We start from the raw sequence: 25,141 nt of genomic DNA on the forward strand, positions 1-25,141 counted from the left end.
GTTCCGGTTTTCGCGCCGCTTCAGCCGTCAGTACCCGAGCCGGGGCTCGGGGCCCTGCTTGGTCAGGTCGCGGCAGGCCTGCGCCCGTTCGCGGGCGGTGGCGAGTTCGGGCACCGACTCGAACCCGGCCAGCAGGTTGACCTTGCCGATCTCGTCGAGCGGGCCGCCTGCGGCGCTGATCGCCTGGCGGCTCGCCGCCGGGTCCTGTGCGGCCGCGTCCAGAGTCTGCTTGACCGCCGCCGCCCGGTCCCGGATGGCGTTGTACTCCGAGATGGCCTTCGCTCGCACGCGCTCGCCTGCCGGAACCGGGGCTTCGGCGAGGTCACGCAGTCTGCTCACCGTGCGATCCAGGCCGGTGATCATCGTGCCGAGCAACTCGCTTGAGGTGCGGGTGGCCCGCTGGGTGGTGCTCGGATCGATCATCGGGATGGTCGACATCGACCGAACCAGTTCACCGACGGCGAGGCAGTAACCCTCCGCCCAGCGCGTGGTGGCGTCCTCACGCTGCACCTCGGCCGAGGTCAATCCGGGCCCTGGCGGCTGTTCGAGCGGTTCGGCGTTCTGGGGTTGCCGTTCACCACAGCCCACTGCGGTGACACAGATACTGACGGCCAATGCGGCGAAAAGGGTCTTTCGCGGCCGCACGCCCACACCTCCTGACAACACTCGGCACAACCGGCACCGGCGACCTGTGCCGAGTACGGTCTGGACGCCTCCACAAACCCGCCTGCAGGCGGGTGGTCCAGCCGCTTTGACGGTACCTACAGCTATGGCCATTGCAAGTCACCGCGAACCGGTGTGCGGTGAGCGGTGAGCTTCGAACACGCCACGGGCCCGGAACAGACATGCCGTTCCGGGCCCGCGACCGTTCAGCGCGTGTAGCTACGCCTTCGTCGCCGCCTCGATGGGCGTGTCCGCGATTGCGGTGCCACGCCGCTTGGAGATGACGATCGCCGTGACGATGATGGCCACCGACACCAGCGCGACGATGAGCCGCACGGCCAGCGAGGCGTCCGGGCCGACGGTGAACTGCACGATCGCCGGGGCGATCAGCAGCGACACCAGGTTCATCACCTTGATCAACGGGTTGATCGCCGGACCCGCGGTGTCCTTGAACGGGTCACCGACGGTGTCACCGATCACCGTGGCCGAATGGGCCTCGGAGCCCTTGCCACCGTGATGACCGTCCTCGACCAGCTTCTTCGCGTTGTCCCACGCGCCACCGGAGTTGGCGAGGAACACCGCCATCAGGGTGCCGGTCGCGATCGCGCCCGCGAGGTAGCCCGCCAGCGCACCGGTGCCGAGGCCGAAGCCGACGGCGATCGGCGCGAACACCGCGAGCAGACCCGGCGTGGCCAGCTCCCGCAGTGAGTCACGGGTGACGATGTCGACGACCCTGCCGTACTCGGGCCGCGTGGTGCCCTCCATGATTCCCGGAATGTCGCGGAACTGGCGGCGCACCTCGTAAACGACCGCGCCCGCCGCACGGGACACCGCGTTGACCGCGAGGCCGGAGAACATGAACACCACGGACGCGCCGACCATGACACCGACCAGCGTGTTCGGGCTGATGATCGCGTTGAGGAACGAGTCCGGCGCGTCGCCGAGGGAAGAACCGGCCGTGGCCAGTGCGTCCTTGATGGCGTCCGAGTAGGAACCGAACAGCGCGGTCGCCGCGAGCACGGCGGTGGAGATCGCGATGCCCTTGGTGATGGCCTTGGTCGTGTTGCCCACCGCGTCGAGCTCGGTGAGGATCTGGACGCCCTCACCCTCCTTCAGATCACCGGACATCTCCGCGATGCCCTGTGCGTTGTCGGAAACCGGCCCGAACGTGTCCATGGCAACGATCACGCCGACCGTGGTCAGCAGACCAGTACCGGCGAGCGCCACCGCGAACAGGGCGACACCGCCACCCAGCAGGTAGGCGCCGAAGACCGCACTGCCGATCACCAGTGCGGTGTAGACCGCCGACTCGAAACCGACGGAGATACCGGAGAGGATGACCGTCGCGGCACCGGTCTCCGAGGTCTTGCCGACGTCCTTCACCGGCTTGTGCTCGGTGCCGGTGTAGTAGCCGGTCAGCTTGAGGATCACCGCGGCCAGTGCGATACCGATGATCACCGAAACGGTCGCGACGACGGCCGGGTTGCCCTCGTTGCCGTCGAAGGAGTCCGGCAGGAAGACGAACGCCGCGATCGCGGACAGCACCGCCGAGATGACCGCGGAGATGTAGAACGAGCGGTTGATCGTCGTCAGACCGCTCTCCCCCGGCCGGGCCTTGGTGATGTAGACACCGATCACCGCGGTGATCACGCCGATGGCCGGAATGATCAGCGGGAAGACCAGACCGTGCCCGCTGGCGCCGAAAGCCGCACTGCCCAGGATCAGGGCCGCGACCAGGGTCACCGCGTAGGACTCGAAGAGGTCCGCCGCCATGCCCGCACAGTCACCGACGTTGTCGCCCACGTTGTCGGCGATGGTCGCCGCGTTACGCGGGTCGTCCTCCGGGATGTTCTGCTCCACCTTGCCGACGAGGTCCGCGCCGACGTCGGCGGCCTTGGTGAAGATGCCGCCACCGACACGCATGAACATCGCGATCAGCGCGGCGCCGAAGCCGAAGCCCTCGAGCACCTTGGGTGCCTGGCCCGCGTAGACCAGCACCACGACCGCCGCGCCGAACAGGCCGAGCCCGACGGTGAACATGCCGACCGCCCCGCCGGTGCGGAACGCGATCCGCATGGCCTTCTCCCGGGCGCCCGAGTCCTCCCGGGCGGCGGCGGCGACCCGCAGGTTCGCCCTGGTGGCCAGCCACATACCCACGTAGCCGATCGCGAACGAGAACACCGCGCCGACGAGGAAGAACAGCGAGCGGCCGATCTTCTCGTTCCAGTCCTCCGCTGGGAGCGCGAACAGCAGGACGAACACGATGGCACCGAAGATGACCAGTGTTTTCCGCTGTCGGTTGAGATAGGCGGTAGCGCCCTCCTGCACGGCCTTGGCAATCTCCTGCATCTTCGAGGTGCCCTGGCCTGCGGCCAGCACCTCCTTGAGCAGTACGTAGCCGATGACCAGTGCGGCAAGGGCGACCACGGCGATCACGGCCACGATGCCGTAATCACCTCCGGAGAGCTCGGCTGAGCTCGCCGCGAGGAAGTGCCGGGACATTCGTCCTCCTGGAAACGTCGCCTGTCGTCAGCGACGGGGCGGCCGTGGGAACGACTGCGCCGACGCTGGCATGGGATCTACACCACAGAAGGTGTGGTTGGCCGGAGTGTATTGGTACAGGTATCCGGCCCGGCAAGGCGTCCCCGGTCAAGCACGGAATGTAATGGCGTGAATTCGCTCACTGAAGGTTTGTGCACTACCCGGTCGACGGGGTCGGCCCCCCACCAGCGCGTCATGGCGAGCGCACAGGATGGAAGCGGGAAAGCGTGTGCAAAGGTGGAGTTCGTGAGTGGCGTGGGAAACGACGAGCGTGCCCGGCGCCTGCTGCGCAGGGTCACGGCCGGGATCCCGGCCGAGCGCAGTCCGATCACGCATGTCGCCGAACTGCCCGCCCGTGCGGCTGGTTTCGCCGAATGGCCGGACTGGGCTCCGCGCGCCGTCGTGGACGCCGTGATGGCGACTGGCGTTGCGCGCCCGTGGACGCACCAGATCGAGGCTGCCGCACATGCCTGGTCCGGGCAGCACGTGGTGATCGCGACCGGGACGGCATCCGGGAAGTCGCTGGCGTACCAGCTTCCGGTGCTGTCGGCGTTGACCTCGGACAGCAGGGCGACCGCCTTGTACCTTTCCCCCACAAAGGCACTTGGAGCCGACCAACTCCGTTCCGTTTCCGCTGTGGACCTGGCGGGAATCAGGGCCGCCTCGTACGACGGTGACACCCCGATGAACGAGCGGGACTGGATCAGGGCGCACGCGAGGTGGATCTTCACCAATCCCGACATGCTGCACCGGGGGATGCTCTCCGGGCACGCGCGATGGGCCCGCTTCTTCCGCAGTCTCTCGTACGTCGTGGTCGACGAATGCCACGGCTACCGAGGGGTCTTCGGGTCGCACGTCGCGCTGTTGCTGCGCAGACTGCGACGGGTCGCGAGACACTACGGCGCCGACCCGGTGTTCGTACTGGCATCGGCCACGACCGCCGAACCCGCGGATTTCGCCAGCCGCCTGTCCGGGGTGGACTGCGTTCCGGTCGTCGAAGACGCCTCGCCAAGGGGAGCCCGGACCGTCGCGCTCTGGGAACCCCCACTGTTGGAGGAATTCGCCGGGGAGAACGGCGCACCCGTACGGCGATCCGCCGGAGCGGAGACGGCCCGCATTCTCGCCGAACTGGTCATCGAAGGCGCCCGCTCGCTTGCCTTCGTCCGGTCCCGTCGAGGTGCCGAACTGACCGCTCTGAGCGCTCGCCGAATCCTCGCCGAGGTGGATCCGGAACTGGTGGAGAAGATCGCGGCCTACCGAGCCGGTTTCCTTCCAGAGGAACGACGTGCCCTTGAAGCCGCGCTGCTGACCGGCGAACTGCTTGGCGTCGCGACCACCAACGCGCTCGAACTCGGGGTCGACATCGCCGGACTGGACGCCGTTGTGCTCGCGGGCTACCCGGGAACACTGGCGTCGTTCTGGCAGCAGGCGGGCCGCGCCGGCCGGGCGGGGGACGACGCGCTGGTGGTGTTCGTCGCCAGGGACGATCCACTCGACACCTACCTGGTGCACCATCCGGCCGCGGTGCTGGACCGGCCGGTGGAGACTGCTGTGCTCGACCCCGGCAACCCCTACGTACTCGCTCCGCAACTCGCCTGCGCTGCGGCGGAACTACCTGTCACCGCAGGGGAACTGGACGACTTCGGCGGCGAAGCGGCACGCCAGGTCCTCGATTCGCTCGTGGCGGACAGGGTGCTGAGGCGACGCCCGAGCGGCTGGTACTGGACCTCCCGTGACCGACCGCAGTACGAGGTGGACATCCGTGGCTCCGGGGGCGAGCAAATCGCGGTGGTGGAAGCCGAGACGGCCCGCATGCTGGGCACGGTGGACCCCGGATCGGCCTGCGGCACCGTGCATCCAGGCGCGCTCTACCTGCACCAAGGCTCGTCCTATGTGGTGGACGATCTCGACCTCGAACAGGGACTCGCACTCGTTCATGCCGAGGACCCGGACTGGAACACGTCGGCCCGGGAGATCGTGGACATCACCGTGCTGAGCACGGAACGCAAGCAGAACTACGGCGGAGTGAGCGTCTACCTCGGAGAGGTCGCTGTGACCTCGCAGGTGGTCGGATACCTCCGCAGGAGGCCGTCCGGTGAGGTCATCGATCACATCCCGCTGGAACTGCCCGAGCAGATCCTGAAGACGCGGGCCGTCTGGTACACGATCAACGAGGAGTTGCTCCGAAGTGAACCCACCGCCGCTGACGAGGTGGAAGACGTCAGGGCACCGGGGGGCGCCGGACTGAATCCGGCGCGCGTCCCCGGTGCCCTGCACGCCGCCGAGCACGCGGCGATCGGCCTGCTACCGCTGTTCGCTACGTGCGACCGATGGGATATCGGCGGGGTCTCTACCGCGTTGCACGAGAACACCGGGGAGGCGACGGTGTTCGTGCACGATGGCCATCCCGGGGGTGCGGGATTTGCCGATCGCGGTTTTGCCGCGTTGGTCCCATGGCTGGCCGCTACGCGGGAGGCGATCGTCTCCTGCGAGTGCCCGGCGGGATGCCCGTCCTGCGTTCAGTCACCGAAATGCGGGAACGGCAACGAACCGCTGGACAAGGCGGGGGCGGTAGTCGTGCTGGACACCGTGTTGGGGGCTGTACGTCTCACGACGCCCGGTACGACCACGAGGTAGTTCAGGCTGCGGACCGGTGCACGGTCAACAGCCGACGTGCGGCCGCGGAGGTCACCGGCGCGGTGGTGGCCTCCTCGGGCTCGGGACCGGCGAGGGCCTCGATCAGCACGGCGTGCACGGCATCCGCCTCGGGCAGTTGCCAGCCCCAGACCTCGGGCTTGACGCGCCAGTGCACGACTCCGTGCTGAAACGGCGTCGGCGGTAGCGGAATCCAGCTGCCCTCGCCGTGGCAACGCACAGTGCCGCGCTCGTCGAGTTCGGCAGGCAACTGAGCGGCCACCGTGGTGAGGAACAGCCACCGCCCGTTCGGCATCGCGACGATCGGAGCCGGCTGCCCCGTGGCCCGCAGCAGACGTGCTGCGCGGCGGCCCAGGTCGTCATCGACCTCCACCGCGTCGAGCACTCGCCCGGTCGCGACCAGGAGGCTGTGCGGGTCGCCGGTGAACCACTCGGCAATCTGCTGCGGATGTGCCCCCAACCGGTCCTGCCAGTCCTCGTGCTCGGGCACCGGGATGGTCCAGCCAGCGCTGTCGTCCGCTGGTGCGGCCGTGTCCGGGTAGGTCCCCGGCAGCACGGGCCAGCCGCGCCAGGCGAGGCCGATGGCCTCGGCGCGCAGCTCGATCTTGAAAGCGCCGCGCCAGCCGCTCGACCAGTCAGTGTCCAACATGTCTTTCTCTGCCTCCTCGGTACTTCCTCACGGTCGCCGTCATGCTGTTCGATCCGGCCGTGGGCCTTGCCCGCTGCGTGGTCGTCGTGCGGCGGCGACACAAATGACTAAACGGCAATTTGCAGATCGGGGGAACCTGTCTCTCGACAACCGGCGGTTCGAGAACGGTGAGCGAACTCACGGCAACGGTCGCACCGAACACCCGGGGTGCCGGTGATCGCCGAACGGTGCCACCCGTCCCGCCGTTCGCCGGTGGTTTCGGGGCGATAACGACCGCAACCGGGGCCAAGAAACCAGATCTGGAGCGATGCCGGGCCCTTCATCGGCGCAACGGACCGGAGTGATACCGCTCACCGCGCGCCAGTGACCGTTGCTCGCCGCGCCGTCTCATGCCCGACCGGTCGGTCGGTCACCCTTGGACCGCTCGTCGATTTCGCCGAGCGGCCCGACCGGCCCCGCCCTCGCTCGTGCCCGGACCGCTCCACTTGCCCCGAGCGCGCCAGGCAATGTCGTCTCGACCTCCACCAGCGCATCCCAGCCATCGAAACCGCAGTTGGTGATTCGCACCCGCATCCGCTCGGCCACCCTGCTCGCCTCGGCACAGGCGTGGTCCACGCCGAACACTGCCGCTCCAGCCGCGGCCAACGCGGCGAGGTCGGCCGCAGCCGCCGCCCGCTGCCTTGCGACGATCGCACCGCCCAACCAGAGGACCACGCCGGTGATCACCAACAGTGCGGTCACCGCACATGCGGTCCATACCGTGGCGAATCCGGCATCAGTGTTCCTCGGCGAACCCGTGTTCCTGTGAGATCCCGTGACGCGATCTCGTCGCCAGGGCGCGACCTCCCGCGGCATTCGCTCATGCCGGGGCACGGGCTCGTTCCTTCGTCGGGGCTTCCCGGCCTTGCCCCGGCTCGATCGTCGCGTAGGCCTCAGCGTGCAACTCGACCACTGGCAGCAGCCCGGAACCGGCATCTGTCAACACCGTGACCAGGACACCGCCGAGTTCGTACCGGACCACCATGCGCGCCCTACTTGGCGCGAGCGTGCGTACCGCATCCGCGGCCAGCGAACTGTCGCCCCTGGCCAGCAGGCGGGCTGCCGCCCTTGCCGCGTCGGCACATCGGAGCTGGTCGATCACCATCGAGAGCCCGGCGAGCACCATGCCGAGAATCGTGACCAGTGCGCAGATCGAAATCGCCGCCTCAACCGTCACCGCACCACGATCCTTCGGCGACGCCCTACCCCTGGCATGAGTCTGTCTGAGCACTCGGGTCCGCGATCGAGTCGCCAGGGCTCTGGCTCGCCCCCTCACAGTGACACCGAAAGTGCGCGCTCGACCAAAGCAGTGAGGCCTGCCAGCACGGAGTCCCCGGTCACGACCGCGTAGAGCAGTGCCGCGAACGCGGCGGCCGCGATCGTGCCGATGGCATATTCGGCGGTGCTCATGCCGTCGTCACCGGCAGGCAAGGCGCGCCGGCCCGTCTTCGGCCCGGGAATGTACTGCTGCTTCCAAGGCGGCTGGTTCCAGGAGAGCAGCGTGCGGGTCGTGTTCATGTCGTTCCCTTTCTCGGTAAGTGTCCTCGTGTCGATTTCGTTGGCGGGCGCTTCAAGACAGAACCGCGAGCTGGCTTGCCAGGCCGGCCACCACCGGGATCACCCCGAGGCACAAGAAGGCGGGCAGGAAACACAGTCCGAGCGGCCCGGTGACGAGCACCGCCGTCCGCTGCGCCCTCGCCTCGGCGCGATCCCCGGTGCCATCACGGATGCGATCGGCGAGCGCGGCCGCCGTCTCGGCGAGGGCCGCACCCGAACGAGCAGTCCGGCAGGCCGACCGCGCCAGCTCCGCGGTATGCGGGCATGCCAGCGCGGGAGCCCACCCCTCGCCTGGTTCGCTACCGAGGGCGAGCAGATCCGCGCTCGCAGCGAGCGGGGCTGACGCGGCAGCAGGCAGGTCGCCGACGATGCCGTGGATCGCGGCCGGAATGGGTAGGCCCGCTCGCAGGAAGGCAGCCAGCAGGTCCCAGGCCGCTGCCAATCGCAGTGGCTCCTCCTGATCCGGGCGGAGGAACGAGAGCCTCCCCATGCGGGACCGGAGCCGACTCACGCCCGCGCCGGTTCCCTCTCGACAGGCCGCGCTCGGCAGGACAGTGCGCAATCTGGCCTCGGTCCGCGTCGGAGACGGCACCGCGAGCACCGCACCGGCGAGCAGGCCGACGACCACGACGGTGTTCACGAGACCACCACCTGCCGGGTCAATCGGGCGGTCCAGGCGACCCCGGCCACGATCAGCACAGCGCCCACCACGGACAGGACCTGCCCCGGCAACGTATCGAGCAGAAACCGCAGGGGGTGTGCGCCCATCGCCTCCCCCAACAGCAGGCCGAACAGCGGCAGAACCGCCAGCACCGCGCCACTGGCGCGCGCACCTGCCATGCGAGCGTCCAGCTGTCCGGCGAACCTCGCTGCGGTCTCGAGGTCCCGGCGGACGGAATCAAGTACGTCAGCGAGTGGGAGGCCGTGCCGCTGTGCAAGGAACCAGGCACGGCGCAGCCTTTGTACCGCCGGCCCCGTCACGAGGTCGGCGACGTCGGGTGCCGGAGCGAACGTCGGTGACACCCCGAGTCGTTCGGTCACGGCCAGTCCCCTGAGGACTCGCCGTGCTCCGGGGGCCGCGTCACCGGCCACGGCCTCCGCGACCTCGGCTGGGCTCGCACCCGTTCGCAGACCTGCCACAACAGCCCGCACTGCTTCGGCCAGTGCGGAAACCGCACATACCTGAGCGTGCCCCCGGCAGCGGGCGGTGCGCTGCAGCCGCACGGCGAACGCAAGCAGCGCGATCGCGACCACCGGGCCCAGGCCGACGAGCGGCATCAAGGCCACCACCGTCAGCAGGCACAGAATCAACGGAATCAGCAACCGGGACCGTGAAAAGGACACCGTGGCGGGCACGGGCACGCCGGGCAGCAACGACACAAGCCGGTCCGCGCGACCGCTCCTCGTCGGCCAGCACAGTAGGCCGAGACCACCGGCGAACGCCGCACAAGTCAACATGACGACACCGGCGAACGCCGCGCCAGCAGCTCCGTGAACAGCGATTTGTGCTCTGTCCACCGGCCGGATCGCCATACGTCGCAGACCCGCACCCCTTCGCCCTTGGTTCGGCGCAGCACTCCGATACCGGCGAGCATCCGGTGCCCACCCTGTTCCCTGCGCATGTGCAGAACGATCTGGATCGCCGAGGCGAGCTGGCTGTGCAACGCGGAACGGGACAGGCCACCCAAGGCGGCCAGCGCCTCGAGCCTCGCCGGAACCTCCTCAGCCGAGTTGGCGTGCAGGGTTCCGGCGCCACCGTCATGACCGGTGTTGAGCGCGGTCAGCAGTTCGCACACCTCTCGGCCACGTACTTCACCGAGCACGAGCCGGTCCGGGCGCATCCGAAGGGCCTGCCGCACCAGCTCGCGAAGCGTCACCTCGCCCGCGCCCTCCACGTTCGGTGGACGGGCGACAAGCCGGACGAACTGTGGATGGCGGGGCCGCAACTCACCTGCGTCCTCGACGCAGACGATGCGTTCGCTCGGGTCGACCCTGCCGAGCATCGCTGCCAGAAGCGTGGTCTTTCCCGAACCCGTCGCTCCGGTGACGACGAAGGCGAGGCGCGCGGCGACGATCGACTCGACTGCGGCGAGACCGGTGCCGTCGAGGGTTCGCAGGTCGGCAAGGGCCTGTAGGTCGTGTGCGGCCGGCCGCAGCACACGCAGGGCGATGCACGTTCCCGCCGTGGCGATGGGCGGCAGCACCGCGTGCAGCCGAACCGGACCGTGCGGTCCCGCGTTCGGAAGCCAGCCGTCGACAAAGGGCTGAGCATCATCGAGTCTGCGGCCCGCAGCGAGCGCGAGGCGCTGCGCGAGCCTGCGCACGGACTCCTCGGCAGGAAACGAGAGGGAGGTGTGCTGGAGCCCGTCCCGTCCGTCGATCCAGACCTGATCGGGAGCGGTGACCAGGACGTCGGTGACCTCCGGATCCGCCAGCAACGGTTCGAGTGGGCCCACTCCCGCGATCTCGTGACGGACGAGGCGCAGCGCTTCCAGCACCTCCGCATGCCCGGCCACTCCGCCGGACTCGACCCTGATCGCCCGGGCCACAGCGGCGGGATCAAGTGCGTCGGGTGTACCTGCCAGCCGCCTTCGAACTCGTTCCAGCAGTTCGGTGCTCATCACGAGCGCACCGGCTCGGCACAGGCGGAAGCCAGCGCCTCCAGCACTTCGCTCGCCGCCGTTGCCAGAGAACTGCGCGGCCCTCCGGTGAACAACCCGCGCTCGATGGCGCGTGGCAGCGCCCGCTCCGAACGGAACTCCGCCGCCAATTGCACACCAAGCGTCCTGGCGATGGCGGGTCCGCCAAGCCCGTCGGGCCCAGGACCGCGGACGACGATGCGCGCACGTCCCGTGTGCCGTCCGAGCAGCCGGATGACACCCGCGGTCGCGGCGCAGGCACGAACCTCGGCAGGCAGGACCACGATCACCAGGTCCGCGTTTGCCACCGCGGCCGCGGCACCGGCACCAAGATGTCGCGCGACATCACAGATCACCGTGCTTCCCGCGCGGCGAGCCGCCGCGAGCACCGCGGTGACGGCTTCAGTTGTGGGCCCGGCCGGGCCAGTAGGTCCACCGCCAGGCCGGTCACAAGACAGCACGGACAAGCTGCCACCGCCGTGGCTGCGCGCGGGCAGTGCCGCGGCGAGGTCGGTCATCGAGAGGCGCCCGGACGTATCCCGCAGCCCTGACCAGCGCAGTCCCTCGGCACGTTCCATCCCGAGGACGAGGTCCGCACCGCCGCCCAGCGGATCGCAGTCCAGCAGCAACGCGTCCGCGCCGTCCCGGCAGACAGCGAGGCCGGTGGCGGCTGCGAACACCGACGCTCCCGCCCCGCCGCAGCCACCGAGAACCGCCAGCACCCTGCCGTCCCCGCCGCGTGGGCCCTCGGCAATATCGGCGAACGCAGAGATGAGCACGTTCTCGGAGTCAGGCAGGACGACCACCTTGCTGACCCCCGCCTCGAAGGCCACCCGCCACGAGCCCGCGGGGAGCGCCGACTTGCAGACAAGGACGACACCGTCACGGCGTGGCGGCGACTCGGCCGCGGTGAGAACGTCCTCGTCCACGATCACGAGCGGGGCTCCTGCCCACCGCGATTCCGCGGCCACGGTGTCCGGGACACGTTCGACCTCGCAGCCAACAGCTGCCGCCAACCGCAGGACCTCGTCCAGCAGCGTTTCGTCGTTGATCAGTACGAGTGGCCGCTCGTCCGTCACGTGTCTCCCCTTTACCCCGTCGATGGGCACTGACGGGCCGGTTCGTCCGGCCGTGCTTCCACCGTCGCTCTGCGGCGCAGCACTGGACAAGCCGCTTCTGCCGGACCTGTGGATAACTCGGCACTTGTGGATAAACCTGGGGAAAACGCAGGTCACGGTCCGGAGAAAGAGAGATAAAGGGGCGACCCCCGCCAGGGGGGAGGAGCGGGGGTCGCCGGGGTTCAGCCCCGGGGGGTCGGACTGAACCGGTCCGATTGACACCGGACCCCTCAACTGTAACTCGATGCGCGCGAGGATGGGTGTTGGACGTACACCCACAATTCGGTAACGGCTAAACCGACCGAATGTCGCTCGTTGTGCTGAATTTTCCCCCGTCTACCACTCAGGGTGATTACTTGCCCAAGCAAGGGCACGCTCCTCCCGCCGGCCTGGTCGAGCGAGCAGGCGGAAGTCAGCCGCATCCCGCCGCTCCTATTGTGGAGAGGTGGCAGAACCAAGCAGCGCGCCGTTTACCGCAGGGCAGGACCCACACCGGCCAGACGGGGCGCGCACCCCCCGGATCGCGGCGTTCTTCGACCTCGACAAGACCATCATCGCCTCATCCAGCGCGCTGGCCTTCAGCAAACCCCTGCTCCGGCAGGGCCTGATCAACCGCAGGGCCGCACTGAAAAGTGCCTACGCACAACTGGTGTTCTCGCTGGCCGGTGCGGACGCCGACAAGACCGAGCGGATGCGCGCGCAGATCTCCGCCCTGTGCGCCGGCTGGGACGTCGCGCAGGTGCGGTCGGTGGTCACCGAGACCCTGCACGACGTCGTCGACCCGCTTGTCTACGCCGAGGCCGCGGAGCTCATCACCCAGCACAAGGCCGAGGGGCATGACGTGATCGTGCTGTCGGCGACGGGCGAGGAGGTGGTCGCGCCGATTTCCGACATGCTCGGCGCGACCCGCAGCGTGGCGACGAGGATGCACATCGTCGACGGCCGGTACTCCGGCGAGGTGGATTTCTACTGCTACGGCGAACAGAAGGCGGTCGCGGCACGAGAACTCGCCGAGGTCCACGGCTACGACCTGAGTTCCTGCCACGCCTACACCGATTCGAGCACCGACATTCCACTGCTCGAGGCAGTGGGCAGGCCGCACGCCGTGAACCCGGACCGGGCCCTGCGCAGGCATGCCACCGAACGCGGCTGGCCCGTGCTCACGTTCTCCAACCCGGTGTCCCTGCGCAGCCGCATTTCGACCCCGTCCGCGACGGCGATGGCGGTGGGATTCGGCGTCGGCGCCGTCGCCGCCGCGGGAGCGACCTGGTTCGGCCTGTCCCGACGAGCGAAGCGGGGGCGCTCCGAGTGACGTCGGCGGCCCGGCGACAGCGCCTGCTCGCCCTCCGTGCACCGACGGCATCCGCTACACCCACACGGCGGTAGCATCGCGCGCTTTTCCTTGCAGCTAGCGCGAGTTCGATAACACGGGGCGTTCACCACTCACCCACAACGAGCGTCTGTACCGGTGCACCCGTCCACCCCCTTGAAGTGACGGCCATCACTGGGTAGAAAGTAGGTGCGGACGTTTGATCGGCCAGGGAGCAGACAGAGGAGAAGTCTGGTCCACCCCGACAAATCTCCGTGCGCGGACACCGGGCACCCACGCGCAGCACGCCGCGGGAGGCTTGTCGTCAAGGGACTGCGTACCGGGACGCCGGACGCCGAGTCCAGGTAGGTACGACTTATGCAGCACGCTTGGTAACCCGAGCGGTCCGCGCGAGCAGGCGGCGCTCGTCGACGCAATGTCGACGGGCGCCGCCAGCTTTATGTGCTACTTCCGTCCGATCTGGACAGCCGAGACAAATCTGTTATCCAGCCCGATTGGTCCGAACGGCACAGTGGGCCGTTGACCGGACACGGGTACGTCAGTAGCTTCCCGATAACAGTCGATTCACGTGAGAATATTTCGAATCGTCTCGATCACCGCCGCACGCCCCAGGGCCGCGGCCAGACAGGGAGGCCGTCGTGACGACCCGCCATGCCCCGATCCGTTCCCGGCGCCGGAGGCCCCATGCGCTCGCCGTCTCACTCGCGGGCATGCTCGCCCTCGGTGTCGTCGCAGGCACCGGGCCGGCCGCAGCGATGAGCGAGCGGCAGCCCGATGCGGCGAACGCGGAAGCCGCGGCGCAGCAGTGGGCAGGACACATCCTGCGTGGACTTTCACTGGAACAGAAGGTCGGACAGCTGTTCGTCGCCGACGTGTGGGGGCAGTCGGCCGGGGAGACCCATCAGGGCAACCAGACCAAGTACGGCGTGAACACTCCTGCCGAGGTGGTCGCGAAGTACCAGGTCGGCGGGGTCATTTACTTCAACCACTCCGGCACCGACAACATCGACACACCGGCGCAGGTCGCCCGGCTGTCCAACGGGCTTCAACTGGCCGCACTGCGCAACAAACCGCACCTGCCGCTGATCATCTCGGTGGATCAGGAGGGTGGCAGGGTCACCAGGATCGCGGACCAGGCGACGGAGTACCCCAGTGCCATGGCGCTCGGCGCGGGCCGCAGCGCGGAGGACGCCCGCGGGGCCGCCGCCATCAGCGGCAGCGAGTTGCGCGCGATGGGCATCGCGCAGAACTTCGCCCCCGACGCCGACGTCAACTCCAACCCACTGAACCCCATCATCGGCTCCCGATCGTTCTCCGCGGATCCCGAGCTCGCGGGCCGGTTGGTCGCAGCGCAGATCGACGGCTACGAGAACTCCGGTTCCCGCACGAAGACGGTCTCCACCGCGGCCAAGCACTTTCCTGGCCACGGCGACGCGGCCACCGACAGCCACACCGGCCTTCCGGTGATCGACCGCAGTGAGCAGGAATGGCGCGCGATCGACCTGCCCCCGTTCCAGGCTGCCATCGACGCGGGGGCGGACTCGATCATGACCGCCCACATCACGATGCCGAGCCTCGACCCCTCCGGCGACCCCGCGACGCTGTCCAAGCCGATCATGACCGATCTGCTGCGTGCGGAACTCGGCTACGACGGTGTGGTGGTCACCGACTCGCTGCAGATGGCCGGTGTGCGGGAGATGTACTCCGATGCCGAGATCCCGGTACGGGCGATCGAGGCAGGCGTCGACCAGATGCTGATGCCGCCGGACCTCGGCGTCGCGATCGACGGTGTGCTGGCGGCGGTGCGTTCGGGGCGGCTGTCCGAACAGCGGATCGACGAGAGCGTGCGGCGGATCCTCGAACTCAAGTGGAAGCGCGGAATCCTGGCCAAGCCCCTGGTCAACGAGCGGGCCGTGGACCGGAAGGTGGGTACACGGGAGAACCGCGCCGCGATTCAGGAGATCACCGACCGGACCACGACCGTGCTGCGCAACGAGGACGGGGTACTGCCGGTCAGCGCGGACACCGGCAACGTGCTGGTGACCGGCTGGAACCGGCCCACCTACCCGGGTTACCCGGCCGAGCCGGTCGAGGCCCTCGCGGCGGCCATGGGGCCCTCGGCGACCGCACTGTCCACCGGGTCCAGCCCGGACGCCGCCGCCGTCGAGAACGCGGTGCGGCTGGCCGGTGAGTCCGAGCTCGTCGTGGTGCTGACGAACAACCTGCGGTCGAGCAGCGCCCAGCGCGCTCTGCTGAACGAGCTGCTGGCCACCGGAAAGCCGGTCGTCGCGGTCGCCGTCCAGGAACCCTACGACCCCGGCTACGTCGACGCCCCGACCTGGATCGCCACCTACGACTGGCGCGCGGTCACGATGTCGTCGCTGGCCAAGGTGATCCGCGGCGAGGTCGCGCCACAGGGCAAGCTTCCCGTCGGCATCCCGGCCGGCGCGGACCCCGGCACGGTGCTCTACCCCTTCGGCCACGGTCTGACCTGGTGAACCGGGTCATGGCCACGCATACTTCGAGCGCAGGGATTCCGAACAGATGGCACTGAACAGACGGCACTTCCTCGCCGCAGGCGCGCTGGCGACACCGGTACTCGCGGCGGGATCACAGGTCTCGGCGACGGCGGACGAACAACACCGGCGGCGCGTGGCCACCGGCGCCGACCTGCTCGCCGCGCAGGGCTGGCGCGCGCTGGCCGGGCGCTCCGTCGGCGTGCTCTCCAACCCGACCGGAGTTCTGCACGGCGGCGAGCACATCGTGGACTCGCTCGTCGCCGCGGGTGTCCGTCCCGCGGCCGCCTTCGGGCCGGAGCACGGCTTCCGCGGCAGCGCGCAGGCAGGCGGATCCGAGGGTGACTACACCGACCCGCGCACGGGCATCCCGGTGTACGACGCCTACGGCATCACTGCCGACAAGCTCGCCCAGATGCTGACCAAAGCCGGTGTGGACACCCTGGTGTTCGACATCGCCGATGTCGGCGCACGTTTCTACACCTACATCTGGTCGATGTACACGGGAATGGTCGCCGCCTCGAAGACCGGAGCCTCGTTCGTCGTGCTGGACCGGCCGAACCCGCTGGGTGGAACGGCGGCCGGCCCGATGCTCGATCCCGCGTTCGCCTCGGGTGTCGGCCGCAAGCCGATCGTGCAGCAGCACGGCATGACCGTCGGCGAGCTCGCGAGGTTCTTCGATGCGGAGTTCCTCCCCGACGACGGCGGCAGCCTTGGCGACCGGCTCGAGATCGTGCGACTGCGGCACTGGCGAAGGGACACCGTCTTCGCGGACACCGGGCTGCACTGGGTGCCGCCGAGCCCGAACATGCCGACCCCCGACACAGCGCTGGTCTACCCGGGCACCTGCCTGTTCGAGGGCACGGTGCTCTCCGAAGGCAGGGGCACGACTCGCCCCTTCGAGATCATCGGAGCGCCGGGGATCGACTGGCGCTGGCGAGAGGAGCTGCTCTCCCTCGGCCTGCCAGGAGCGGAATTCCGGGAGAACTACTACGTGCCCACCTTCGGCAAGTTCACCGGGCAGACCTGCGGCGGCGTTCAGCTGACGGTCACCGATCCCAGGTCCTTCGACGCCATTCGCACGGCCGTGGCGATGATCGTCACCGCGCGTCGGGTCTACCCGGACGTGTTCGCCTGGCGGCCGGACAACTTCATCGACAAGCTCAGTGGATCGACCAGGTTGCGGACGATGGTCGATGCCGGTGCGGGCGTCGACGAGATCGTCGGTTCGTGGCGGGGCGAGCTCGCCGAGTTCACCAGCAGGCGCCGGAAGCACCTGCTCTACCGGTAGATTTCAGGGAGCGAGCGATGCGGACGAAGGCTCTGGCGCTGTTCTCGATCGCGGCGCTGACCATGGCGGGAGCAGGTGCGGACGCGATGGCGACCACCGAGGAGGGCAGCGGCACGGGCGGCCGGTTCGACCGGCCACAGCACGGCTTCGCCCCGGCGAACACGGTGCTGCGCCCAGCCTCGCCGGAGGAAGCGGGCCTTGATCCGGCCCCCATCCTGGCCGCCGAACAGCAACTCACCGAGTGGACCATGCCGGACCCGGCGAGTGGGCACCCACTGTTCGCCGGAGCGGTGGGGCTGCATGTGCACGACGGAAAGGTGGTCGAGCGGTTCAGCACCGGCTCCGCCGTGCGGTACTCCGACGGGTCCGGCACGGAACTGCCGCCCGCGGAGCAGGTACCGATGCGCGACGACACCATCTTCGACCTCGCCTCCATCTCCAAGCTCTTCACCTCGATCGCGGTGATGCAGCTGGTCGAACGGGCAGAGGTGTACGTGGACGCGCCGGTCGCGCGGTACCTGCCCGAGTTCGGGGTGCACGGAAAGTCCGGGATCACGGTGGAGCAACTGCTCACCCACACGTCCGGTCTCGAGCCGTTCCTGCCGCTGTGGCGGGACTGGCCGGACAGGGCCGCCCGGATCGCGGCGGTGATGAACGTGGCTCCGGTGACCGAGCCCGGCAGCACCTACCGGTACTCCGACCTCAACCTGATCACTCTCGGCGTGCTGGTCGAGCGCATCACAGGGCAGCCGTTGGACACTGTGGTCGCCGAGCGAATCACCGAACCACTCGGCATGTCCGACACCGGGTACAACCCACCCGCGAACAAGCTCGACCGGATCGCGGCGACGGAGTTCCAGAGCACCCCCGACCGCGGCATGGTGCGCGGCCAGGTGCACGACGAGAACGCCTGGTCTCTCGGCGGCGTCGCAGGGCACGCGGGCGTGTTCTCCACGGCAGGCGATCTCGCCGTACTCGGGCAGGCGATTCTGGGCGGCGGCAGCTACGCGGGGAAGCGAATCCTGCGGCCGCACACCGTGCGGTCGATGCTGACCGACTACAACCAGGAGTTCCCCGGTGACGCGCACGGACTCGGTTTCGAACTCGACCAGATCTGGTACATGGGGGCGCTGACCTCACCTCGTACAGCGGGTCACACCGGATACACCGGAACCAGCCTGGTCATCGACCCCGGTTCACGTTCGGTCGCCGTGCTGCTCACCAACCGGGTGCATCCGTCCCGGAACTGGGGCTCGGTGAACCCCGCGAGGCAGGCCTGGGCCACGGCGCTCGCCAGGGCCATGCGGGTGCGGCCCGCTCGCGGCCGCGAGGCATGGTTCTCCGCCATCGGCGACCAGGATTCGGCGACGTTGAGCACCCGCACCCTCACGTCCCGTGGCCCGGTCTCGGTGAGCTTCAAGGCCTTTGTGGACTCCGAAACCACCGACCCGCTCGCACTGGAGATCAGCACCGGTGACGGCGAGTGGCAGGCGGTCCCGGTCCGCGCGACCGGGCCTGGCGCGCCATCCGGCGACGTCGACGCGTTGTCCGGCACCGGTCACCGTCAGTGGTGGACTGTCCGAGCCCAGCTCCCCCAGATGGCGGAATTCTCTCTCCGTTGGCATTACAGGACTGACACGAGATATACCGGCCGTGGCGTATACGTGGATGCTGTAAGGGTGGCCGACCGCCACGGCACACTCGTCGACGGCGAACGCGACCCGGGCTCACTCGTCGCGCACGGTTGGTCACCGGAGTCGTGAACGCCGCTCCCGGCGCTGCGGCCCGGACGCCGATAAGTTGCAGAGTCGTTAGCGGCGAGTGGTTAACGACAGCAACCTGGTTAGCGACTTTCTGATCAACCAGCAAGTCGCTACTACGACGTGGGAACACAGTCGGGTTGCGATCTACCCGAAAGGCGTGGGTAACCTTGTCGCAGATGCCTACAGTTAGTAAATTTCCGGCGATGGGCGCGGAAGCAGCAGACGAGCCGACTTCGGTGGACCAGGAACTGGCCACCGGAGCCGCCGACGCGTCCGCCCGCGAGGCAGACTCGTCACCGCTGGTCCGGATCCGTTCCCTGCTACCCGGCCTGGCAAGGGCAGAGCAGCGGGTGGCGAAGGTCGTGCTGGAGGACCCGTCCTCCGTCGCGCGTCGCAGCATCACCGAGGTCGCCCTCGCCGCGAACACGAGCGAGACCACGGTCACCCGGTTCTGCAAGGCGATCGGGGTCGGCGGGTACCCGCAGCTGCGGATCTCGCTCGCCGCGGACACGGCCCGTTCCGAGGCGCGATCGTCCCGCAGCTTCGGCGGGGAGATCGCAACCGACGACGATCTGGCCGCGGTCGTGAGCAAGGTCAGCTACGCCGACGCCAGGGCCGTCGAGGAGACCGCCGACCAACTGGACATTCCGTCCCTGCAACAGGTGATCGAGGCACTGGCCACCGCGGGCCGCGTGGACGTCTACGGCGTTGGCGCGAGCGCGTTCGTCGCCGCCGACCTACAGCAGAAGCTGCACCGCATCGGCCGGGTCAGCTTCGCCTGGTCCGACACCCACATCATGCTGACGTCCGCAGCAGTCCTCAGCCCCGGTGACGTCGCGGTGGGAATTTCACACACCGGTGCCACCACCGACACCGTGGAGGCGCTGCGAGTGGCCAGGGAACACGGCGCCATCACCGTGGCACTGACGAACTTTCCCCGATCGCCAATCACCGAGGTCGCCGACCACGTGATCACCACGGCGGCCAGGGAGACCACGTTCCGCTCGGGCGCGACGGCGAGCCGTATCGCACAGCTCACCGTCATCGACTGCCTGTTCATCGGTGTGGCTCAGCAGCACATGGACGCGGCGGTCAACGCACTGGACGCGACCCGGGACGCTGTGGGGGCGCACCGGCTCGGCGTCCGCCCCGACGGCAGGCGACGACCACGGGAAACCGGAAAGTGACCGGTAACTCGCGGCGGCGACCGCTGGACCTCGACGGCGACCACGCCGCCGGGGGTGATGCACGCGCCGGGACACCGCACTCCGTCTCGACGCCGATGAGAACTGTGAGGCGCCTCATGACCGTGCCGCGCCAAGTGGTGCACGTCGACTCCCCCACGGAACAGCGCAATCCCCGGACGACCGGCATCGACAAGATGACGACGTCCGAGATTCTCGCGACGATCAATGCCGAGGACCGCAGAGTTCCCGAGGCGGTCCAGGCGATACTGCCGCAACTCGCCGACGCCGTGGACCTGGCCACCGAGGCACTGCGCGGCGGGCATCGGGTGCACTACGTGGGAGCTGGCACCTCGGGCAGGCTGGCGACGCTGGACGCGGCCGAGCTCGTCCCGACCTTCAACGTGCCGCCGGACTGGTTCGTCGCCCATCACGCCGGGGGCGAACGCGCCCTCCGGCAGGCCGTGGAGAACGCCGAGGACGACGCGAAGGCCGGAGCCGCCGACGTCGGCAGGTCGGTGGCGGCAGGGGACTTCGTGCTCGGCCTCACGGCTTCGGGCAGAACTCCGTTTGTCCTCGGTGCGCTACAGGCGGCCAAGCGCAAGGGGGCCGGAACCGCGCTGGTTTCCGGGAACCCGAACGCCGTGCGCCCCCCGGACCTCGACGTGCTGATCGCCGTCGACACGGGTCCCGAAGCGATCGCTGGTTCGACCCGGATGAAGGCCGGCACGGCGCAGAAAATCATCCTGACCGCCTTCTCCACCGCGACGATGATCAAGCTCGGGCGGACGTACTCCAACCTGATGGTCAGCATGCGGGCCACCAACGCCAAGCTGCGCGGCCGCACCCTGCGAATTCTGCGGGAAGCGACCGGCATGAGTGCCCAGGTCTGCGCCGAGGCCCTCAGCGAGGCCGACGGCGACCTCAAGACCGCCCTCGTGCAACTGCTGTCCGACGTCGACACCTCGGTGGCGGCACGGGCACTCGAGGCGAACCACGGCCACGTGCGCGCGGCGCTCGACTCGGTACGCGTCCACGCTGGCTGAACCCGAGCTTTGAGCAGGACACCGGGTGTGCCGCTTCAGCCGGCGGCGTCCGAGATGCTCTTCGCTTCGCGTGCGCCTGCCTCGAAGCTCTCGCAGCAGAAGAGCAACCACTCCCGGACGCCGTCGGGCTCACCGGTCGCGAACGCCTCGGCAGCCGCCCGGTACCTGCGTTCCTTGCGGAAGCAGGCCACTTCCGGCACGGTGAGCGCCTTCGGGTCCAGCCCGGTCGCGATCATCGTCAGCCGGGCCGCGGCCCTGGCCACCACCCCGTCCGCCGTACCGAACGCGCCGAGTGTCAGCAGTTCACCATGGACGATCGCGGTCAGCACCGGGCCGGGTACGGCGGTGGAACCCGTCGTGAGTTGCGCGAGCAACTCGAGCCGCTCGGCGATTCCTGGCGCGGACCGCGGCCTGCCCAACTGGTCGGGATCGGTGACCAGGTCCGCCGCGGCCAGCACATGGATCTTGGCCAGCGCCTGTAGCGGTGCCCTGCGCCAGGTCGGCAGTATCGACTCCGTCGCCTCGGCGACCCGTAGCGATCCCGCCAGCACCGGGTCGCTCACCGCTCCTTCAGCCGGGATCTCCGGATCAGCGCCGTCGATACCGGCCGACGCCCGTGCGGCACGTACGGATGCCTCGGCGGCGGTCGCCGAGCCCCCGCGCAGGTTGGCGCCCATCCGGTGGACAGCGAACACCGCGTCCTGGGCGGCTTTCGCCGCCTGCGCGACGCCGTCCAGCGCGAGCAGCGGCTGCAGTGGGTCCTCCGCAGCCGGTTTGCCGGTTTCCGTACTCATGCGTCGAGCACCTGCCCTTTCCGAGTGACCACGGGTGGTTGGCTGGACCACGGGAAGTTGATCCACCTGTCGGTCCGGCGCCACACGTACTCGCAGGACACCGCCGAAGCCGGCTTCTCGTAGACCACGGCGCACCGCACCTCCGCGACGTGGTCCGCACAGAAGTCGCGCACCAGTTTCAGTGTCGCGCCGGTGTCCGCGACATCGTCGGCCACCAAGACGGTCGCACCGGTCAGGTCCACCGCGTTGGGAACCGGCGGCAGCATGACCGGAAGATCCAGCCGCTGATCCACCCCGGTGTAGAACTCGACGTTCATCACATGCAGGTTCTTCACGTCCAGCGCGTAGCCGAGCGCTCCGGCCACGAACAGCCCACCCCTGGCGATCGAGAGCACCAGGTCGGGCTCGAACCCGTCGTCGGCGATCTGCTGAGCCAGCTCCCTGCTCGCCGTACCGAACAGCTCCCAGGTCAGTTCTTCCCGTACCGCCGCCATCGACCGCACCTTTCCATTCGCCCGCCCGATCGCCGTGACCCGGTCGGGTACGAGCATATGAGCCGCGATCCGGCCAGCGAGTGGCCTGTCAGATTGACTTTGCAGTGGACCTACGATCGGGCCACTTGGCGCATTTACCGTGCTCTCCGTGAGCCAGAACTGGAAACTGCACCCCACCCTCTCCGGAAAGCACGTCCGCCTCGAGCCCTTGAGCCTCGCCCACGTCGATGGCCTGCACGACGCCGGACGCGACCCGGAGGTGTGGACCTGGCTCAGCCAGCACCAGCCGGCGGACGTGTCCGGGACGCGGGGGCAGGTGCAGGCGATACTCGACCAGCCGGACCGCAGGGCCTGGGCACAGATCGACGCGACGACCGGCAGGGTCGCCGGGACGACCTCGTACTACCAGCTCAACTCCCACCACCGGAATCTCCTCATCGGGCACACCTGGATCGGGACGCCCTGGCAACGCACCCGGCTCAACACCGAGGCGAAGCTGTTGCTGCTGGAGTACGCGTTCGACCGGCTCGACGCCGTCCGCGTCGGCTGGGAGACCGATATCGGCAACCGTCGGTCGCAACGGGCGATCGAACGTCTCGGCGCCGTCCGCGAAGGGGTGTCGCGGGCCCACCGCATCCGCAAGGACGGCAGTCTGCGGGACACGGTGACCTACGCGGTCACAGCCGCCGAATGGCCCGCCGTGCGGGATCGACTGACCGAGAGACTGCAGTAAGCACAGGTGAGGCGGGAATCCCGGCCGCAACGCTGCTGCAACCTACCTCGTGGCGTACTAACGTCGCTATCGTGCCCACAACCCGACCTCGAGTAAGGCGCAGGGCATCATCGGTGGACCCACGACATTCAGGAGGCCAATCACCATGACCGAGCAGTCCCCGGCTCTGGACAACTTGTCGACCGAAACCCGTTCTTTTGTGCCGTCTGCTGAGTTTGTGGCGGGGGCGAATGTGTCTGGGGAGTGGTATGAGCGGGCTGGGGTTGATCGTGAGGGGTTTTGGGCGGAGCAGGCGGGGCGGTTGTCGTGGGAGCGGGGGTGGGATCGGGTGTTGGACTGGTCCGGGGCTCCGGTGGCGCGGTGGTTTGTGGGTGGGTCGTTGAATGTGGCTTATAACTGTGTGGATCGGCATGTGGAGGCGGGGTTTGCCGATCAGGTCGCGATTCATTGGGTGGGGGAGCCGGGTGATCGGCGGGATCTGACGTATGGGCAGTTGCGGGTTGAGGTGTGCCGGGCGGCGAATGCGTTGGTGTCGTTGGGGGTGGGGTCGGGGGATCGGGTGGCGATTCAGTTGCCGATGATCCCGGAGGCGATTGTGGCGATGCTGGCGTGTGCGCGGATCGGGGCGTTGCACAGTGTGGTGTTCGGGGGGTTTTCCCCGGCGGCGTTGCGGTCGCGGGTCGATGATGCGGCCGCGAAGGTGGTGATCACCTCCGATGGGCAGTATCGGCGGGGTAAGGCGGCGCCGATGAAGGCCAATGTGGATGAGGCGTTGGCGGGGGCGGAGTCGGTGGAAACGGTGCTGGTGGTGCGCCGGACCGGGGATGAGGTGTCGTGGGTGCAGGGCCGGGATGTGTGGTGGCACGAGGTGGTCGAGGCCCAGTCGGACAGTCATACCGCGGAGGCGTTCGACGCGGAGCATCCGTTGTTCATCCTCTACACCTCGGGCACGACGGGGAAGCCGAAGGGGATCCTGCACACCTCGGGTGGGTATCTGACGCAGGCGGCCTACACCCATCATGCGGTGTTCGATCACCGGGCGGGCGAGGATGTGTACTGGTGCACCGCCGATATCGGGTGGGTGACCGGGCACACCTACATCGTGTACGGGCCGTTGGCGAACCGGGCCACGCAGGTGGTGTACGAGGGCACGCCGAACACCCCGCACGAGGGGCGGCACTGGGAGATCATCGCCGAGCACAAGGTGTCGATCTACTACACCGCGCCGACGCTGATCCGCACGTTCATGAAGTGGGGTGCCGACATCCCCGCCCGCTACGACCTGTCGTCGCTGCGGGTGCTGGGCAGTGTGGGTGAGCCGATCAACCCGGAGGCGTGGATGTGGTATCGCGAACACATCGGCGGTGAGCGGTGCCCGGTGGTGGACACCTGGTGGCAGACCGAGACCGGGGCGATCATGATCTCCCCGCTGCCCGGGGTCACCGCGGCCAAACCCGGTTCCGCGCAACGCGCCCTGCCCGGGATCTCCGCGAAAGTGGTCGACGACCAAGGGGTCGAAGTCCCCCCGGGCGGCGGCGGATACCTGGTGCTCGACGAGCCGTGGCCGGCGATGCTGCGCGGGATCTGGGGCGACGAGCAACGTTTCCGCGACACCTACTGGTCCCGCTTCGCCGAGCAGGGCTTCTACTTCGCCGGTGACGGCGCGAAATACGACGACGACGGCGACATCTGGCTGCTGGGCCGGGTCGATGACGTCATGAACATCTCCGGGCACCGCATCTCCACCACCGAGGTCGAATCCGCCCTCGTGTCCCACCCCGACGTCGCCGAAGCCGCCGTCGTCGGCGCCACCGACCCCACCACCGGACAAGGCATCGTCGCGTTCGTCATCCTCCGCGGCACCGCCACCGACCACGGCACCGACACCGCCACCACCCTGCGCAACCACGTCGCCACCGAGATCGGGCCCATCGCCAAACCCCGCCAAATCCTCGTCGTGCCCGAACTCCCCAAAACCCGCTCCGGCAAAATCATGCGCCGACTCCTCCGCGACATCGCCGAAAACCGCGAACCCGGCGACGTCACCACCCTCGCCGACACCACCGTCATGGACCACATCACCACCGGCCTCAACAAAAACACCACCGACGAATAACCCACCAAACACG

General features: G+C 68.6%; 21 protein-coding genes. 9 read left to right on the forward strand and 12 right to left on the reverse strand.

What is annotated here, in order from left to right; all coding sequences use genetic code 11:
• Window positions 1–27: 27 nt before the first annotated feature.
• Entirely contained in the window at window positions 28–645 is a 618-nt protein-coding gene (locus BM199_RS09470; protein ID WP_143101805.1) for a hypothetical protein, read from the reverse strand.
• Between the two features lie 237 nt (window positions 646–882).
• Window positions 883–3,165, reverse strand: coding sequence for a sodium-translocating pyrophosphatase (locus BM199_RS09475; protein ID WP_091672052.1), 2,283 nt, complete (start codon window positions 3,163–3,165; stop codon window positions 883–885).
• A gap of 234 nt (window positions 3,166–3,399) precedes the next feature.
• Here BM199_RS09475 and BM199_RS09480 point away from each other — a divergent pair, with 234 nt between their 5' ends.
• Window positions 3,400–5,841 (forward strand): DEAD/DEAH box helicase, encoded by a 2,442-nt coding sequence (locus BM199_RS09480; RefSeq protein ID WP_091672053.1) that lies wholly within the window; start codon window positions 3,400–3,402, stop codon window positions 5,839–5,841.
• 1 nt (window position 5,842) lies between these two features.
• Here the strand turns inward: BM199_RS09480 and BM199_RS09485 are convergent, their stop codons facing one another.
• The 8 genes from BM199_RS09485 to ssd form a co-directional block, all read right to left on the reverse strand.
• On the reverse strand, window positions 5,843–6,508 hold the full coding sequence (locus BM199_RS09485; protein ID WP_091672055.1) for a bifunctional DNA primase/polymerase: 666 nt from the start codon (window positions 6,506–6,508) through the stop codon (window positions 5,843–5,845).
• Window positions 6,509–6,895: 387 nt separating this feature from the next.
• Complete coding sequence (locus BM199_RS09490; RefSeq protein ID WP_091672057.1) at window positions 6,896–7,363, reverse strand: Rv3654c family TadE-like protein; 468 nt, start codon at window positions 7,361–7,363, stop codon at window positions 6,896–6,898.
• 4 nt (window positions 7,364–7,367) lie between these two features.
• Window positions 7,368–7,724, reverse strand: a complete 357-nt coding sequence (locus tag BM199_RS09495; RefSeq protein ID WP_245788246.1) for a TadE family type IV pilus minor pilin — start codon at window positions 7,722–7,724, stop codon at window positions 7,368–7,370.
• A gap of 95 nt (window positions 7,725–7,819) precedes the next feature.
• Window positions 7,820–8,008 carry a DUF4244 domain-containing protein gene (locus BM199_RS34480; protein ID WP_425425512.1) on the reverse strand — a complete coding sequence of 63 codons (189 nt, stop codon included), beginning with the start codon at window positions 8,006–8,008 and terminating at the stop codon, window positions 7,820–7,822.
• 109 nt (window positions 8,009–8,117) lie between these two features.
• The gene (locus BM199_RS09505; RefSeq protein WP_245788247.1) at window positions 8,118–8,744 is read right to left on the reverse strand and encodes a type II secretion system F family protein; all 627 of its coding nucleotides are present in this window, start codon (window positions 8,742–8,744) and stop codon (window positions 8,118–8,120) included.
• Complete coding sequence (locus BM199_RS09510; RefSeq protein WP_143101806.1) at window positions 8,741–9,562, reverse strand: type II secretion system F family protein; 822 nt, start codon at window positions 9,560–9,562, stop codon at window positions 8,741–8,743. The genes BM199_RS09505 and BM199_RS09510 overlap by 4 nt, the downstream gene beginning before the upstream one ends.
• Window positions 9,556–10,725, reverse strand: coding sequence for a TadA family conjugal transfer-associated ATPase (locus BM199_RS09515; protein ID WP_091672063.1), 1,170 nt, complete (start codon window positions 10,723–10,725; stop codon window positions 9,556–9,558). Before BM199_RS09515 ends, BM199_RS09510 begins: the two co-directional genes overlap by 7 nt.
• A complete protein-coding gene (gene ssd / locus BM199_RS09520; protein WP_091672065.1) occupies window positions 10,725–11,822 on the reverse strand; it encodes a septum site-determining protein Ssd in 1,098 nt (365 codons plus the stop codon). Before ssd ends, BM199_RS09515 begins: the two co-directional genes overlap by 1 nt.
• A 484-nt stretch (window positions 11,823–12,306) precedes the next feature.
• Here ssd and BM199_RS09525 point away from each other — a divergent pair, with 484 nt between their 5' ends.
• From BM199_RS09525 to BM199_RS09550, 6 genes are all read left to right on the forward strand, one after another.
• On the forward strand, window positions 12,307–13,173 hold the full coding sequence (locus tag BM199_RS09525; RefSeq protein WP_091672066.1) for an HAD family hydrolase: 867 nt from the start codon (window positions 12,307–12,309) through the stop codon (window positions 13,171–13,173).
• 728 nt (window positions 13,174–13,901) lie between these two features.
• Window positions 13,902–15,689 (forward strand): glycoside hydrolase family 3 protein, encoded by a 1,788-nt coding sequence (locus BM199_RS09530; RefSeq protein ID WP_091672068.1) that lies wholly within the window; start codon window positions 13,902–13,904, stop codon window positions 15,687–15,689.
• Between the two features lie 46 nt (window positions 15,690–15,735).
• Window positions 15,736–16,998 (forward strand): exo-beta-N-acetylmuramidase NamZ family protein, encoded by a 1,263-nt coding sequence (locus BM199_RS09535; protein ID WP_091672070.1) that lies wholly within the window; start codon window positions 15,736–15,738, stop codon window positions 16,996–16,998.
• Window positions 16,999–17,015: 17 nt separating this feature from the next.
• Window positions 17,016–18,761, forward strand: a complete 1,746-nt coding sequence (locus BM199_RS09540) for a serine hydrolase domain-containing protein (RefSeq protein WP_091672072.1) — start codon at window positions 17,016–17,018, stop codon at window positions 18,759–18,761.
• A 203-nt stretch (window positions 18,762–18,964) separates the two neighbouring features.
• The gene (locus tag BM199_RS09545) at window positions 18,965–19,948 is read left to right on the forward strand and encodes a MurR/RpiR family transcriptional regulator (RefSeq protein WP_245788248.1); all 984 of its coding nucleotides are present in this window, start codon (window positions 18,965–18,967) and stop codon (window positions 19,946–19,948) included.
• A 116-nt stretch (window positions 19,949–20,064) separates the two neighbouring features.
• Window positions 20,065–20,991: an N-acetylmuramic acid 6-phosphate etherase gene (locus tag BM199_RS09550; protein ID WP_091672170.1), complete on the forward strand. Its 927-nt coding sequence runs from the start codon at window positions 20,065–20,067 to the stop codon at window positions 20,989–20,991.
• Between the two features lie 35 nt (window positions 20,992–21,026).
• On the opposite strand, the gene BM199_RS09555 is transcribed toward BM199_RS09550, so the two are convergent.
• Together BM199_RS09555 and BM199_RS09560 are read right to left on the reverse strand one after the other, a co-directional pair.
• Window positions 21,027–21,785 (reverse strand): oxidoreductase, encoded by a 759-nt coding sequence (locus BM199_RS09555; protein ID WP_091672074.1) that lies wholly within the window; start codon window positions 21,783–21,785, stop codon window positions 21,027–21,029.
• The gene (locus BM199_RS09560; RefSeq protein ID WP_091672172.1) at window positions 21,782–22,279 is read right to left on the reverse strand and encodes a phosphoribosyltransferase; all 498 of its coding nucleotides are present in this window, start codon (window positions 22,277–22,279) and stop codon (window positions 21,782–21,784) included. Before BM199_RS09560 ends, BM199_RS09555 begins: the two co-directional genes overlap by 4 nt.
• Before the next feature lie 148 nt (window positions 22,280–22,427).
• On the opposite strand from BM199_RS09560, the gene BM199_RS09565 reads away from it, so the two are divergent.
• The gene (locus tag BM199_RS09565) at window positions 22,428–23,012 is read left to right on the forward strand and encodes a GNAT family N-acetyltransferase (protein WP_091672174.1); all 585 of its coding nucleotides are present in this window, start codon (window positions 22,428–22,430) and stop codon (window positions 23,010–23,012) included.
• Window positions 23,013–23,157: 145 nt separating this feature from the next.
• On the forward strand, window positions 23,158–25,128 hold the full coding sequence (gene acs, locus BM199_RS09570) for an acetate--CoA ligase (RefSeq protein ID WP_091672076.1): 1,971 nt from the start codon (window positions 23,158–23,160) through the stop codon (window positions 25,126–25,128).
• Window positions 25,129–25,141: the final 13 nt, after the last annotated feature.

It is taken from the genome of Amycolatopsis marina (assembly GCF_900111885.1).
GTDB classification, from domain to species: domain Bacteria; phylum Actinomycetota; class Actinomycetes; order Mycobacteriales; family Pseudonocardiaceae; genus Amycolatopsis; species Amycolatopsis marina.

Coding starts and splice junctions, on each gene's coding strand:
- BM199_RS09530 (WP_091672068.1), top strand. CDS start 13,902: ATGCTCGCCCTCGGTGTCGTCGCAGGCACCGGGCCGGCCGCAGCGATG.
- BM199_RS09480 (WP_091672053.1), top strand. CDS start 3,400: ATGGCGAGCGCACAGGATGGAAGCGGGAAAGCGTGTGCAAAGGTGGAG.
- BM199_RS09555 (WP_091672074.1), bottom strand. CDS start 21,785: ATGAGTACGGAAACCGGCAAACCGGCTGCGGAGGACCCACTGCAGCCG.
- BM199_RS09540 (WP_091672072.1), top strand. CDS start 17,016: ATGCGGACGAAGGCTCTGGCGCTGTTCTCGATCGCGGCGCTGACCATG.
- BM199_RS09510 (WP_143101806.1), bottom strand. CDS start 9,562: ATGTTGACTTGTGCGGCGTTCGCCGGTGGTCTCGGCCTACTGTGCTGG.
- BM199_RS09560 (WP_091672172.1), bottom strand. CDS start 22,279: ATGGCGGCGGTACGGGAAGAACTGACCTGGGAGCTGTTCGGTACGGCG.
- BM199_RS09475 (WP_091672052.1), bottom strand. CDS start 3,165: ATGTCCCGGCACTTCCTCGCGGCGAGCTCAGCCGAGCTCTCCGGAGGT.
- BM199_RS09485 (WP_091672055.1), bottom strand. CDS start 6,508: ATGTTGGACACTGACTGGTCGAGCGGCTGGCGCGGCGCTTTCAAGATC.
- BM199_RS09545 (WP_245788248.1), top strand. CDS start 18,965: ATGGGCGCGGAAGCAGCAGACGAGCCGACTTCGGTGGACCAGGAACTG.
- BM199_RS09515 (WP_091672063.1), bottom strand. CDS start 10,725: ATGAGCACCGAACTGCTGGAACGAGTTCGAAGGCGGCTGGCAGGTACA.
- BM199_RS09550 (WP_091672170.1), top strand. CDS start 20,065: ATGACCGTGCCGCGCCAAGTGGTGCACGTCGACTCCCCCACGGAACAG.
- BM199_RS09535 (WP_091672070.1), top strand. CDS start 15,736: ATGGCACTGAACAGACGGCACTTCCTCGCCGCAGGCGCGCTGGCGACA.
- acs (WP_091672076.1), top strand. CDS start 23,158: ATGACCGAGCAGTCCCCGGCTCTGGACAACTTGTCGACCGAAACCCGT.
- BM199_RS09490 (WP_091672057.1), bottom strand. CDS start 7,363: ATGCCGCGGGAGGTCGCGCCCTGGCGACGAGATCGCGTCACGGGATCT.